This is a genomic window from Synechococcus sp. R5-13 (assembly GCF_047462015.1).
Classification (GTDB): domain Bacteria; phylum Cyanobacteriota; class Cyanobacteriia; order Thermostichales; family Thermostichaceae; genus Thermostichus.
On the sequence record NZ_JANSIL010000060.1, the window covers coordinates 63,719 to 77,233 of the forward strand.

At 57.7% G+C, this 13,515-nt stretch carries 10 protein-coding genes; 7 read left to right on the forward strand and 3 right to left on the reverse strand.

Translation table 11 applies throughout. The features are described 5' to 3' along the window. Nucleotides 1-534 (forward strand): ribosomal protein S18-alanine N-acetyltransferase, encoded by a 534-nt coding sequence (rimI, locus tag NW840_RS05200; protein WP_414342786.1) that lies wholly within the window; start codon nucleotides 1-3, stop codon nucleotides 532-534. Between the two features lie 547 nt (nucleotides 535-1,081). Continuing rightward, nucleotides 1,082-2,668, forward strand: coding sequence for a mechanosensitive ion channel (locus tag NW840_RS05205; RefSeq protein WP_414342789.1), 1,587 nt, complete (start codon nucleotides 1,082-1,084; stop codon nucleotides 2,666-2,668). Nucleotides 2,669-2,755: 87 nt separating this feature from the next. Here the strand turns inward: NW840_RS05205 and cydB are convergent, their stop codons facing one another. Beyond that, nucleotides 2,756-3,805, reverse strand: coding sequence for a cytochrome d ubiquinol oxidase subunit II (cydB, locus tag NW840_RS05210; protein ID WP_414342791.1), 1,050 nt, complete (start codon nucleotides 3,803-3,805; stop codon nucleotides 2,756-2,758). A gap of 193 nt (nucleotides 3,806-3,998) precedes the next feature. Beyond that, nucleotides 3,999-5,432, reverse strand: a complete 1,434-nt coding sequence (locus NW840_RS05215; protein WP_414342793.1) for a cytochrome ubiquinol oxidase subunit I — start codon at nucleotides 5,430-5,432, stop codon at nucleotides 3,999-4,001. Between the two features lie 490 nt (nucleotides 5,433-5,922). On the opposite strand from NW840_RS05215, the gene mfd reads away from it, so the two are divergent. The 3 genes from mfd (at nucleotide 5,923) to NW840_RS05230 (ending at nucleotide 11,217) form a co-directional block, all read left to right on the forward strand. Further along, nucleotides 5,923-9,387: a transcription-repair coupling factor gene (gene mfd, locus NW840_RS05220; protein WP_414342795.1), complete on the forward strand. Its 3,465-nt coding sequence runs from the start codon at nucleotides 5,923-5,925 to the stop codon at nucleotides 9,385-9,387. Between the two features lie 103 nt (nucleotides 9,388-9,490). Continuing rightward, nucleotides 9,491-10,438: an ABC transporter ATP-binding protein gene (locus tag NW840_RS05225; RefSeq protein WP_414342796.1), complete on the forward strand. Its 948-nt coding sequence runs from the start codon at nucleotides 9,491-9,493 to the stop codon at nucleotides 10,436-10,438. Next, nucleotides 10,435-11,217, forward strand: a complete 783-nt coding sequence (locus NW840_RS05230) for an ABC transporter permease (protein ID WP_414342799.1) — start codon at nucleotides 10,435-10,437, stop codon at nucleotides 11,215-11,217. The genes NW840_RS05225 and NW840_RS05230 overlap by 4 nt, the downstream gene beginning before the upstream one ends. A gap of 18 nt (nucleotides 11,218-11,235) precedes the next feature. Here the strand turns inward: NW840_RS05230 and NW840_RS05235 are convergent, their stop codons facing one another. Further along, nucleotides 11,236-11,769: a TM2 domain-containing protein gene (locus NW840_RS05235; RefSeq protein WP_414342801.1), complete on the reverse strand. Its 534-nt coding sequence runs from the start codon at nucleotides 11,767-11,769 to the stop codon at nucleotides 11,236-11,238. A 246-nt stretch (nucleotides 11,770-12,015) separates the two neighbouring features. Between NW840_RS05235 and NW840_RS05240 the strand changes: the two genes are divergently transcribed. Together NW840_RS05240 and NW840_RS05245 are read left to right on the forward strand one after the other, a co-directional pair. After that, nucleotides 12,016-12,291, forward strand: a complete 276-nt coding sequence (locus NW840_RS05240) for a hypothetical protein (protein ID WP_041436392.1) — start codon at nucleotides 12,016-12,018, stop codon at nucleotides 12,289-12,291. Nucleotides 12,292-12,371: 80 nt separating this feature from the next. Continuing rightward, a complete protein-coding gene (locus NW840_RS05245; RefSeq protein WP_414342803.1) occupies nucleotides 12,372-13,346 on the forward strand; it encodes an ABC transporter permease in 975 nt (324 codons plus the stop codon). The last annotated feature ends 169 nt before the right edge of the window (nucleotides 13,347-13,515 follow it).

A 13,515-nucleotide genomic window follows, 5' to 3' on the forward strand; every position in this document is an offset into this window, starting at 1 on the left:
ATGAGCGGTACGAGTTATCGGCTGCAGCTGTTGGACATCACTGCCCTGCCCCAACTGCTGGAGCTGGATCGGCGGTGCTATGGGGGATACTGGGGAGAACAGGGATATCGAGCGGAGCTGGAACGACCCACAAGCACGGTGATTGGGGTAGTGGCGGAACCCGCTGCCGTTGGCGCTTCGTGTGGCTCGGGCCGAACCGAGTTTCCCCTTCCCTCTCCAAACCCCACTTCGCCGACGCAGACGACAAAAGAGCTGGTGGGCTTCGGCATTCTCTGGCGCATTGAAGAAGAAGCGCATATCATCTCCTTGGCGGTGGATCCCGAGTACCGACGACAGGGCTTGGGCCGGCGGATTCTGGAAGAACTGCTGAACCAAGCGAGAGCAGCAGGCTGCCGCTGGGCCACTCTGGAGGTAAAGGCTTCCAATCAAGCGGCAATCCGCCTGTACGAATCGGCAGGGTTTCAACGGCTGGGACGTCGCAAGGGGTATTACAACGGAGAAGATGCGCTGGTGTATTGGAAGAAACCGATTTAGAAAAGCGTCAATTGTAAATTGAAGAACTGCAAACGTATTTCGGGATACACCTTAGGCCAGACAGTGAGCAAGCCAATAGGCTAAGCATATCAAGGCTACAGGGGATCCAACCCATTGACCGAGTGTCGATTGCCCGTTTGATTCTTTATATAGGTCATCAAAATGCTCTCATTCTGTGGATGCAAACTGCCCGCTACAGTTCCTCCCAGCAACACTGACTCTAGCCAATGCAGCCGCATCCATCGCACAACAGAGATCCTGACTTAATCTACAAAGCTCCTGCTCGGTGGGGAAAAGCTATAATCTGCGGTATCAACAACTTGAATTCGATCCTTGCCGTTCGATGGCCCATCGGAGCTTTGACTGATGGCTGGAGCCCTTGGGTTAATAGAATGTGAAGTTTTATTTCGAGATCCGATATTTCTGCCTCAATATATATTTTTCATATCATATTCCCCCTTTGGCCAACTTGCCTGAAAAAACACTTCAGGTTAACCTACACTTGTTATCTGTCCATCCTGAGCATTTTCAAGCTGTGAGGATCATTATGGACACCTCTGGAAACACCATTGGAGATGAGGCCATCTCTTTTGTCGTCAGTCTTTGGTCTAGGCTTATCGATTTTATGCCCAATCTCCTTGCGGCGATTGCCATCTTAATTCTGGGTTGGATAGTGGCCACGGCAGTAGCCTTCGGCGTTAGAGGACTGCTCAAAAGGACGCAACTGGACAATCGCTTGGCTGCTTGGGTTTTGGGCCAAAAGCCCGGCGAGAAGCTGCCCCAAACGGAGCGCTGGGTGGCCGCTGCCGTCTACTGGGTGATTCTTGCTTTTGTGTTGGTGGCGGTACTGAATGCCCTGCAGCTTCAAGCTGTCTCCGATCCGCTCAACAGGTTTTTGGGGGAAATCTTCGTTTATCTGCCACGGGTGGGTGGGGCGCTGGTGCTGCTGGCTGTGGGCTGGGCGGTGGCCACTGTTGCTCGGCTGGCAGTCATCCAGGGGCTGCGGCGTTTCAACCTCGATGAGCAGTTGGCCCGGCCTCTACAGCAGGAAAGCACTGCCGGTGAGGCAGGTGCAGAAGGAACCCCGACCGGCCAAGAGGGAGGTACAGAGGTCACCCCTTTCCTGCTGAATGAAACTTTGGGCAATGCCCTTTACTGGCTGATTCTGCTGTTCTTTTTGCCGATCATCCTGGATACCCTGAACCTGCAGGGGCCGCTGCAGCCGGTGCAAAACCTGCTGGATCAGTTGCTGTCGATGGTGCCGCGGATTTTGGGGGCGCTGATCATCGGTGTGGTGGGCTGGTTTTTGGCCCGCATCGTGCGTGGGATCGTCTCCAATTTGTTGGTGGCAGCAGGGGCAAATCGGTTGGGGGCACGCTTTGGCGTTCCCCAGTTGGCCCAGATCGTCGGGACGGTGGTGTATGTCTTGGTGTTGATCCCGGCGGTGATTGCGGCGCTGAATGCCTTGGAAATTCGGGCCATCTCCGATCCGGCGGTGGCGATGCTGGAGCAGGTGTTGCGGGCCATTCCCATGATCGCGGGATCCGCTTTGATCCTGGCCGTCTTTTACTTGCTGGGGCAATTTTTGGCCAGCTTGGTAACCCAGTTGCTGCAGGCGGTGGGTTTTGACCGTCTGGTCGCGGGGCTGGGCTTGCCCCTGGCCGCTGCTCCTGAGCCTGAAGGGGATCCCGCTGCCAAACGTCGCACTCCCTCCGAGATCGCCGGCTTGGTGGTCTGGGTAGGCGTGGTCTTGTTTGGGGCGGTGCCGGCAGTGGAGTTGCTGCAGTTTGCCGCCCTAACCGACATTGTGCAGGGGCTGTTGCTGATTTCCGGTCGGGTGCTCATCGGCGCCCTGGTGTTTGGGATCGGTCTTTATTTGGCCAATTTGGCCCACTCTATGATCAAGAGCTTGGGTAGCCCTTCCTCAGGGGTACTGGCCCAGGCGGCGCGGGTGGCTATCTTGGTTTTTGTTGGCGCCATGGCCCTGCAGCAGATGGGCGTGGCCACCGACATTGTGGTGTTGGCTTTTGGTCTGGTTCTGGGGGCGATTGCCGTGGCGGTGGCGTTGGCTTTTGGGTTGGGAGGTCGCGATGTAGCTGCCGAGCAGATCCGGCAATGGCTCAAGAGAGAGTGAGAGCCTTTCTCTGTAGACGTTCGATTGCACCTAAAAAATTGCCCCGCCCATCACCGGGCGGGGTTATTGCTGCATCCTCAGGCCAGCTTAAACTGCCTCTGGAACTTTGGCCTCTTCCGCCGCCACTTCCTGCACCACGATCTTGCCCCGGAACACCACGTAGTTGTAGATGTTGTAGGACAAGATAACCGGGATCAGAAAGCCAATAAAGGTGAGCATAAACACCAGCGAGCTGGGGGAGGCTGCCGCTTCGTAGATGGTGACGCTGGGGGGGATGATGTTGGGGAAGACCATGAACCCCAAGCCGATAAAAGAAAGCGCAAAGATCAAAAAAGTGTAAACCAAAACGCTATTTTCTTCCCGCCGGCGCAGGCTGCGCAGCAACAACGCCACCAACAAAAGTCCCAGAACTGGGATGGCAGCAAAGATGTAGAAAAGAGGGGGCGAGAAAAGCTGAGCACGCGCCTGCTCGGACATGATAGGAGTGCTGATGGTGATAAACACTGCCCCCAGTAAAGTTGTCCAGGTGGCGATGGTTGCCGTCTTGTAGTAGGTTTCCTGAAGCTCGCCGGTGGTCTTAACGATTAGGTAGGCTGAGCCGATTAACACATAGCCCTGGATCAAAGTAAGAGCCACCAACAGCGTGCGCCAGGTCAGCCAATCCCAGGGGCTGCCGGCAAAGTGGCCGGCTTCGTCCACGCGGATCCCTTCGAAGACGCTGCCCAAGGCAAACCCTTGACCCAAGGCCGCCAAAAAGCTGCCCACCCCGAAGGCGATGTTCCACACCAGCTTGTTGTCGGCGTTCTCCCGAAACTCGAAGGAAACGGCCCGCAAGATCAGGCCCACCACCATGATCACCAAGGGTATGTAGAGGGCATTGAGAATGGTGGCGTAGGCGAGAGGAAAAGATCCAAATAGGGATCCCCCCATCAACACCAGCCACGTCTCGTTGGCATCCCAAACATTGCCCAAGCTGGTCATGAGAATGCTGCGCCGCGTCTCGCTGGAGGCCGTCAGGGAGAGGATACCAACTCCCAGATCAAACCCGTCCAGCAGAACGTAGAGAAATAGGAATAGGCCCAGGATAAAAAACCAAACCTGGGGCAGAAACCGCTGTAAAGGCTCAAAAGATTCCATCGCTGTTCCCTCTGCTTTGAGTATTTCTGACCAGTGCGAGACAGTTCCCGATGGCGATCCCCAGTCCCTCTCCCTCTAGGGAAGGGAAGTTGGGAGTTGACGTAGCGAAGGGTTTCACTGCTGTGGGGAATGGGCCTGCTACGTTGCCCTGTTGCTACTTGGAGTCACCAGTTAGATGGCTACCAAACTGCTGCTACCGAGCTTCTGCAGGACGGCGATCCGGCTCGTGGCGGGCAGGCTCGACCACGATCACCGGCTGCGTTGCCGGGACAGGGGCGGGCAACTCCAGGTTTGGCCCTTCGCGGATGATGCGGCTGCCAAAGTAAAGGGCGGCCACGAAAAACACGGTGTACAAGATGGTCAAGCCGATCAAGGAGAACAACACTTCTCCTGCCGGCAGCGGTGAAACCGAGTCCACCGTGCGCAGTTGTCCATACACAATCCAGGGCTGCCGACCCACACAGCGAACGATCCAACCGGTCTCGACGGCGATATATCCCAAGGGCCCTGCGAAGACCCAAGCTCTCATCAGCCATTTCTGCTGAGAAAGGGCTTCTGCCGATAGCTTGCCTCTCAGCCATTGGACAAGGGTGACTCCGATAAGCCCGGCCAGAAAAAGACCAATGGCCACCATCGTTCTGAAGGAGTAGTAGATCAGGCCGACCATGTGGGGACGATTTTGGGGATCCCAGCTTTTGAGTCCTTGAATGGGTCGATCCAAGCGGGGCTTAAACTCCAGCAGATAGCCCAGCGCGCCGGGGATCTTCACCTCCCACTCGTTGCGCTCTTTGCGGTCGTTGGGCACAGCCAACAGGCTCCAGTCTGCCCGCTCGCCGGCAGGGATCGTCTCCCACTGGGCCTCCATGGCCGCCAGCTTGGCCGGCTGATAGCGATACACTTGCTCTGCGCTCAAATGGCCGATATACACCTGCAGGGGGGCAACCACCAGGGCCATCGCCAAGACCACTTTGAGGGAGCGGGAGAAAAACTCGCTGTGCCGCCGATTGAGAATGTACCAAGCACTGATGCCACCGATTACAAACAAAGAGGTTTCCAAGGTGGCAAAGAACATGTGCAGAAAGCTATTGACCATGAAGGGGTTGACGATTGCTTGCAGGTAGTCCCGCACCACAAACTTCCCATCCACAAATACACCACCTGCCGGTGTCTGCAGCCAAGAGTTGGCCGTCAGGATCCAAAAGGTGGATAGGTTGGCACCAAAAGCTACCAGGATCGTCGAGATCCAGTGAATCACCGGCGGCACGCGATCCCAGCCGAACAGCATGATCCCCAGAAAGCTGGCCTCCAGCATAAAAGCCATCGTGCCTTCAAACCCCAGGATGGTGCCGAAAAAATCTCCCACTGCTTCGGAGAAGGGCGCCCAGTTCATGCCAAACTGAAAGGCCATCGGCAAGCCTGAGGCCACGCCAATACCAAAGTTCAACACATAGAGTTTTGACCAGAAACGGGCGTGACGGTAGTAATCTAGGTTGCGGGTTTTCAGCCAAAGTCCCTCAATAACAACAAGGTAAATGGCCATCCCCGTTGTTAAAACCGGCCACAACATGTGAAAAATGGCCGTGAGGGCAAACTGTAGACGAGAAAGGGCAACGGTATCCAGAAACATGATTTGTACCAAGTTTAGATGAATTGACCCATACAGCTTTTTCCGACAACATCTGCTGCAGCTGATGCAGCTACATCTCCGGCATGAAAAACATCTTGCTGACTGGCAGACATCAGATGAGGCCGGGAAAGCCGCGCTTTGTGGTTCCTTCTAACATCGAATCTTGGCTAAGACAATCGACAAGCCGTCCGACTCTAAAGGTTAATTTTAGGATTCTGTGAGATATAGACCTTTTTTTGTAATTTGGACTACAAAGCAAAAAGCCCTCTGTGAACCTAGCGGCCAAAAACTGGCAGGCCATTGACATAGGGTTCTGGTTTTCTTCGTCTTTAAACAACAAAACTGTTGTCCCAATAGATCGAGGAGCAATTCCCAGCAAGGGGCGACTTCCCGTCTACAGCGCCAGCAGACGGCTGCTGATTGTCCCCGGAGCCTGCCAGAATTGGGATCCCTGCTTGTTGGGATCGCAGTTTGCAGTGTGGGGTGGAAGATGTCGTTTATCCCGCTGGTGCGCTTTCTGGCCCAATCTGGCTTGATGCAAGAGTTGGCCGCCCGGTTGAGATCACGGCGACAGGCAGATCTGCAGGGGGCAGGGCGGATCCCGAAGGGGTTGATCGCCTCGGCTTTGGCCCAGCAGGAGGGAAGATCCCTGCTGGTGGTCACTGCCACGCTGGAAGAAGCGGGCCGGTGGACAGCGCAATTGGAGGGCATGGGCTGGGAGAGTGTGCAGCTCTACCCTACTTCAGAGGCTTCCCCTTACGAACCTTTTGACCTGGAACCGGAGCTGGTGTGGGGCCAGTTTCAGGTGCTGGCCGATTGCCTCCAGGGGAAGAAGGGCATGGCCATTGTGGCGACAGAGCGGGCCCTCCAACCCCACCTTCCCCCCCCAGAGGTGTTTCGGGCCTTTTGTCTCAAGCTGGAACCTGGCCTGGAGATGTCTCCCCAGCAACTGGGGCAGCAGTTGACCCGTCTGGGCTACCGGCGGGTGAATTTGGTGGAAAGTGAGGGGCAGTGGAGCCGACGGGGCGATATTCTCGACGTTTTCCCGGTGGCCTGCGAATGGCCGGTGCGGCTGGAGTGGTTCGGCAACGAGCTGGAGAGGCTGCGGGAGTTTGACCCGGTGAGCCAGCGCTCCCAAGATGGGATCCCCCACGTTTGGCTTACTCCCACCGGCTATGGGCCTATCCTCTGGCCGGCTCTGCAGGAAAAAGCCGATCAGCTCTCCCAGGGCCTACGGCAGCAGTTGGAGCAGTCGCCCACCCCCCCGGAGGGCTTGCGCCGTTTTCTCGGCCTGCTCTACACCCCTCCCGCCAATCTGCTCAGCTATCTGGATCCCACCACCCTCATCCTGATCGACGAGCCAGAGCAGTGCCAGGCCCACAGCCAGCAGTGGCTCTACCACGCCCAAGAACAGTGGAAACAGGCCCAGGTTGCGGAGCCGGCTCTGCAGCCCTTTCACCGCCCCTTCGATCTCCATGCTCCCGACTGGGATCCCTTCCCCCGCCTGTTGGCCCGTGCCATAGCGCTCCACGCCGCTCTCACTCCGGGAGAATCCGCCGCCATCGACCTGAAAAGCCGGGCCGTTCCCGCCATCCCCCACCAGTTTGGATCCCTGGCCAAAGCCCTGCGCGAGTACCGCAAGCAGCAGTTGCAGGTGTGGATCCTCTCTGCTCAGCCCTCCCGCACCGTGGCTCTGCTGCAAGAACACGACTGCCCCGCCCAGTATGTGCCCAACCCCAAAGACTTCCCGGCCATCGAGCGGCAGCTACAGTCTTACACCCCGGTGGCCCTGAAGTACTCCGGCTTGGCCGATCTGGAGGGGTTTCTCCTGCCCACGCTGGGATGGGTGGTGCTCACCGACCGCGAGTTTTTCGGCCAACACAGCCTGGCCACCCCGACCTATGTGCGCAAGCGCCGCCAAGCCAGCTCCCGCCAGGTGGATCCCAACCTGCTCAAGCCGGGGGATTTTGTTGTCCACAAGGCGCATGGCATCGGCCAATTCCTGCGCCTGGAAACCCTCACCATCGGGGGCGAAACCCGCGAGTATCTGGTCATTCAATACAGCGATGGCCTGTTGCGGGTAGCTGCCGACCAGGTCAACTCCCTCTCCCGCTACCGGGCCAGCGGGGATGGGCCTCCTGCCCTGCACAAAATGTCCGGCAGCACTTGGGAAAAGACCAAGCAAAAAGTCAAAAAGAGCCTGCAAAAAGTAGCCTTTGACCTGTTGGAACTCTATGCCAAGCGCGCAGAACAGAGAGGCTATGCCTTCCCGCCCGATTCTCCCTGGCAACAGGAGCTGGAGGACTCTTTCCCCTATCCCCTGACGCCGGATCAACTCCGCGCTGTCCAAGAGATCAAGCGGGATATGGAATCCCCTCGCCCCATGGATCGGCTGCTGTGTGGAGATGTGGGTTTTGGCAAAACGGAAGTGGCCATCCGCGCCATTTTCAAGGCCGTAACCGCCGGCAAGCAAGTGGCTCTTTTGGCGCCGACCACCATTCTCACCCAGCAGCATTATCACACCTTAAAAGAGCGCTTCGCTCCCTATCCCATTCAAGTGGGGCTGCTCAACCGCTTCCGCACCTCGGAGGAGAAAAAAGAAATCCTATCCCGTCTCAAAAGCGGCGAACTGGATGTTGTGGTGGGCACCCACCAGCTTTTGGGCAAGGATGTACAATTTCGCGATTTGGGCCTTTTGGTGATTGACGAAGAGCAGCGATTTGGCGTCAACCAAAAAGAGAAGATTAAGCTGCTGAAAACCCAGGTGGATGTACTCACCCTCACCGCCACCCCTATTCCCCGCACTCTGTATATGGCCTTGTCGGGGCTGCGGGAAATGAGCCTGATCCAAACTCCCCCGCCTTCCCGTCGGCCCATTAAAACTCACCTTTCGCCCTACAATCCTGAGGTTGTCCGCACAGCCATCCGCCAGGAATTGGATCGGGGTGGGCAAGTGTTTTATGTGGTCAACCGCATCGAAGGGATCGAAGAAGCCAGCGCCAAATTGCGGGAATGGGTGCCCGGCGCCCGCATTGCCATTGCCCACGGGCAAATGCCGGAAGGGGAGCTAGAGGCAACGATGCTGGCTTTTAACAATGGGGAAATCGATATCCTGGTCTGCACGACGATTATCGAATCCGGTTTGGATATTCCCCGCGTCAACACCATTTTGATTGAAAATGCTCAGGAGTTTGGATTGGCTCAGCTATACCAGCTGCGGGGGCGGGTGGGCCGGGCCGGGATCCAAGCGCATGCTTGGCTGTTCTATCGAGAAGACGGGATCCTCAGCGAGGACGCCCGCAAACGTCTCCAGGCCATTCAGGAATTTACCCAACTGGGATCCGGCTATCAGTTGGCGATGCGGGATATGGAAATTCGCGGCATTGGCAACCTGTTGGGAACGCAGCAATCGGGGCAAGTCAATGCAGTGGGCTTCGATCTTTACCTGGAGATGCTGCAAGAGGCTATTCGAGAAATTCGCGGCCAGGAGATCCCGCAGGTGGAGGACACGCAAATCGACCTGAATGTTACCGCTATGATCCCGCAAAGCTATATTCCCGACGAAGATCAAAAGATGCAGGCTTATCGACAACTGGCCGCTGCTGGCTCTCGGGTCGAGCTGTTGCAAATTGCCCAAGAATGGCAAGACCGCTTTGGCCCCCTGCCCAAGCCCACTCAGGAGCTGCTGCGGGTAATGGAGCTGAAGGTGCTGGCCCGAGCCCTGGGCTTTTCCCGCATCAAACCGGCCAAAGAGCATGTGCTTTTGGAAACCCCCATGGAGGAGCCCGCTTGGAATCGCCTGAAAGAGGCCCTGCCCACTCACCTGCAGCCTCGCTTTGTTTACCAACCGGGCAAGGTGACGGTGCGGGGTCTGGGGATGGTACCGGCAGCGCAGCAACTGGAGAGCCTTTTGCAGTGGCTAGACAAAATGAGTTTGGCCCTGACAACCTCCTGAATCCTGCTGGATCCCTCTCGGGGTGGGTTCATGCTCTGATGTGAGAAAGTGGGATGGGTGGGCGGCCTTCCTCTGTTTGAACTTTTGCCCTCCTTTTTGCATCGTGTTCGCGTCATGTAAAGTTCTAGAAGCCCACCACCTGCAGAAGACCTACCGGCATGGGAGCAAGGAGGTGCGGGCGGTGGTGGATGTCTCCCTGACGCTGGCAGCAGGGGAGATCCTGGCTTTTCTGGGGCCCAACGGGGCCGGCAAGACCACCACCATCAAGCTCATTGCCGGGCTGATCCAACCGGACGCGGGCACAGTGCGCATTCTTGGACGGGATCCCCATACCGATCCGGGGGCCCTGGCCCAGGTGGGGGCAGTGCTGGAAGGCAATCGCAACCTCTACTGGCGGATGACCCCCCTACAGAACCTGGAGTACTTCGGTGTGCTGCGGGGGCTATCCCCCAGAACCGCTCGGCAACGGGGGTTAGAGCTGCTGGAGACCTTTGGCCTGCAGGAGAAACAAGATGTGGCCGTGCAAACCCTTTCGCGGGGCATGCAGCAGAAGGTGGCCATTGCCGTCGCCCTCCTGCATCAACCGGCCCTGTTGCTGCTGGATGAGCCCACCCTGGGGTTGGATGTGGAATCGGCGCAAGCGGTGAAATCCCTGATCCGCCAAATTGCCGCTTCGGGTCGAGCCATCTTGCTCACCACCCATCAACTGGATATTGCGGAAGCGCTCTCGGATCAGGTAGCCGTTATTCGACAAGGGGTGATCATCGCCCAAGCCCCCACGGGAGAGTTGATCCGGCACTTTGCCGGCGCCGTCGGTACTTACCGGATCGAGCTGGAACAGGGGCTGGATCCCTGGAGGTTTGAACAACTGGCCCGCCAAGGGGTGGAGATTCTCGGATCCCATCGGGTGCGGTTCAGCGGCCCGCCAGAGATGCTCTATCAGGTGCTGGAGATCTTGAAGCCTTTGCCCTTGCTCAGCCTCAAACGAGAGGAAGCCGATCTCACCCATATTTTCCTCGAGTTGTTGAAAAGGGGAGAGGGGCAAGGATGATGCCGGTGATACACCTGTTTTGGGCTGAACTGAAGCGGGCCTGGATCCAGTACATTCGCTATCCGGCGGAGGCCCTGGGCGGGATCCTGATCACCACGTTCTTCTTCTATGCCCTCTTTGCCGGCGCCCAATATGTGGCAGGGCCTGCCTCCCAATTTGGCGAACGGTTGGATGCGGTGGTGATCGGCTATGTGCTCTGGACGCTGGTCATTTTTGTGGTCAACGACATCGCCCTCAACCTGCAGGTGGAAGCCCAGACAGGCACCTTGGAGCAGGTGTTGCTCTCGCCATTTTCGGCAGCCACTCTCTTCTTGGCACGGGCTTGTGCCAGCTTGGTGTTGCGCTTTTCCATTGTCGTCGTCATTCTGGGCGTCATCTTATTGCTGACGGGCAGCCGGTTGCGGTTTCCCCCTGCTCTGGTGTTGCCTTTGGTGAGCGTGGTGCTGGGGGCCTACGGCTTCTCGTTTTTGCTGGGATCCGCCGCTCTAATTTGGAAGCGAATTCAGCAGCTTTTAATTATCAGCCAATTCGGCTTGCTTTTTCTGTTGGCTGCTCCCACGGAAGAATGGCCGGGATCCCTGAGGTGGCTAGGGCAAAGTCTGCCCATGACGGCGGGGGCTGGGCTGCTGCGAGACGTGATGGTGCGGGAGGCGGGCTTGGATCCCGTGCGCTTGGCCATGGCTCTAGCCAGCGGCATTTTCTACTTCGGCCTGGGTCTGCTGGCCTTTCGCTGGGCAATGCGGCTAGCCAAACGTCAAGGGATCCTGGGATCCCAGTAGAGGTTTGCAGGAGGGCATCTAGAGCGAACGTTGGTCGGGGGAGCGGTGCAGCAGGTGAGGGAAGTGGTATTCTACCGCTCCAGTGACCGGGTTGTTTTCGGGGAAAGCCATGCTCCGCCGGCTCAGCTCTTGCAGCGCCTTTTCAATTTCGTCAAAGTCGGCAGGTAAGTCGATAGCTATCTCCGCAAGGGTGAGGATCCCTTGCCGCTGTTGGGCTAGCCGCAGGATCTCCCGCATCAGAGCTTGACCTTTGAGGGGCTGAGGAGGTGCTGAGGTGGTTTTTGAGGAAGCTGGGGATGGGGAGGGTCGGGATCCCTGCAGGACGGCCAGCTTGAAGTTGTAGTTCTCCACCATGCCTGGGATCAAAAACAGGTCAATTAACTGGCCAAAGCCCAGCAGGCCAAAGGTGAACAGCCAGAGGATGCCTGTTCCAGTCTTGCCCAGGTAGAAGCGATGGACGCCACAGATCCCGAAGATGCCCAACGCCCAGAGGATATAGGCAGTACCGACAGACTTGGGTTCAGCGGGGGGCAGCAGGTAGCGAGAACTCATGGGGATTTGACGAGATAACTCCGAGCGGGTACTTCCAGTTTGTCATCTTCTGGCCTGGACGGGCAGAAGAGAACCGGCGTGATCTCTGCAAGCAAGCTGGGATCCCTTCTACGCTCTTGTCTGAGGGAGGGCAGCCTCAACGGGAAAACAACCGGAATAATGAGATCCAAGTCCCCCAGGCTCAAAGAACTCCGTCTCCCGCTCACGCAAGCAGTGGACATGCCTATAGAAGGCAAGGGAAAGTCGATGTTTGAGCCAATTTTAATCGGGTTGAGCGCTGTGCTCTGGGGCCTCCTCTGGGGCTACGCTACACTGCTGGTTGTGCTGGTGAACTTTAAGGAGCAAGGATCGGTTTACGCCTACCCTATGCAGGCGGTGCTGGATCGCTTTGTCGAATCCTTGGGGCTGGGCTGGCTTAAGGATCTGCATGCCCTGCAACTGAGGCCGCTGCGCCGGATCAGCTATGCTCTGTTTGGTGCCGTCACCCTAGGGGTGGCTTTCATGCTCTGGGTGTTGGGGTGAGGCGATGACCAGATCGACAGGCGCATTCCCGCAGCAACTGCAAATGCGTTAACCCAACCCGAGTTCTCGACAGGCTCATAATGACCGCTGCCCAACTGGTTGCTATTCTCTCCACTGCCATTGCCACCGCCACACCGGTGGTCTTCGCCTGTGTGGGGGAAACCATTACCGAGCGGGCAGGGGTGATCAACCTCTCCGCAGAGGGGACGATCATGCTGGCGGCCATGGTTGGGTTCGCCGTGGCCAAGCTGACGGGAAGCTTGGTATTGGGCTTTTTGGCTGCCGCCGCGGTGGGAGCGCTGTTTGCTGGGATCGTGGCCTTTGGCTCGCTGACCCTGAAGGGATCCCAAATTGCCATTGGTTTCGTCTTGACCCTATTGGGGGCGGATTTGTCTTCCTTTTTGGGCAATCCGTTCGTGCGGATCCCAGGGCCAACGGTGCCCAGCCTGCCCATCCCCTTCCTGAGAGAGGTGCCGCTGCTGGGGCCGCTCCTGTTCCGAGGGGATCTGTTGCTGTACGCCAGCTACGCGCTCATCGGGGGAACTTGGTTCTTTTTGTATCGCACTCAGCCTGGCCTGATGTTGCGGGCTATGGGAGAACAGCCGGCGGCGGCTTTTGCCCGCGGCACCAATGTCATTTTCTGGCGCTATGTTTACACCCTTGTGGGGGGATCCCTATTGGGCTTGGCGGGGGCTGCCTTTTCTCTGGATTTCAAGGCCGGCTGGAGCCACCGACATACAGCAGGATATGGCTGGATTGCTTTGGCCATCGTCATCTTCGGTGGCTGGAACCCCTTGCGGGTAGCTCTGGGGGCCTACCTGTTCGGCATTTTGCAGTCCTTCGCTGGGGTTGCCCAGACCACCATCCGCGCCGTGCCCACCCAAGTTTTTACGGTGGCTCCCTTTGTGTTGATGATTTTGGTGTTGGTGCTCACCTCTGGGGAATGGTGGGAGTACGGCTTGCGCGGGATCCCACCTCGGCTGCGGCGCTGGATCCAGCAGGCGGTGAAGGCCACGCCGCCGGCAGCTCTGGGGCAGCCGTTTGAACCGGGCTAGAGGTTGCTTCCGGCACTGCGGCTTGGGGGTCGCTGATCAGCCGGATCGGAGAGGGGAATGTAAACTACCCGACTCCGACCGCTAAAGCGGTACGGAGCAGGCTTTCAGTAGCCCTGAGCCTGCTCTGCCCTACCAGAGAACAAAACAGGCCCGAACCTCTAGGCTGGTT

Excerpts from the sequence above, each read along its gene's own strand:
- NW840_RS05205 (WP_414342789.1), top strand. The coding sequence starts at position 1,082 with ATGGACACCTCTGGAAACACCATTGGAGATGAGGCCATCTCTTTTGTC.
- NW840_RS05245 (WP_414342803.1), top strand. The coding sequence starts at position 12,372 with ATGACCGCTGCCCAACTGGTTGCTATTCTCTCCACTGCCATTGCCACC.
- NW840_RS05235 (WP_414342801.1), bottom strand. The coding sequence starts at position 11,769 with ATGAGTTCTCGCTACCTGCTGCCCCCCGCTGAACCCAAGTCTGTCGGT.
- cydB (WP_414342791.1), bottom strand. The coding sequence starts at position 3,805 with ATGGAATCTTTTGAGCCTTTACAGCGGTTTCTGCCCCAGGTTTGGTTT.
- NW840_RS05215 (WP_414342793.1), bottom strand. The coding sequence starts at position 5,432 with ATGTTTCTGGATACCGTTGCCCTTTCTCGTCTACAGTTTGCCCTCACG.
- mfd (WP_414342795.1), top strand. The coding sequence starts at position 5,923 with ATGTCGTTTATCCCGCTGGTGCGCTTTCTGGCCCAATCTGGCTTGATG.
- NW840_RS05240 (WP_041436392.1), top strand. The coding sequence starts at position 12,016 with ATGTTTGAGCCAATTTTAATCGGGTTGAGCGCTGTGCTCTGGGGCCTC.
- NW840_RS05230 (WP_414342799.1), top strand. The coding sequence starts at position 10,435 with ATGATGCCGGTGATACACCTGTTTTGGGCTGAACTGAAGCGGGCCTGG.
- rimI (WP_414342786.1), top strand. The coding sequence starts at position 1 with ATGAGCGGTACGAGTTATCGGCTGCAGCTGTTGGACATCACTGCCCTG.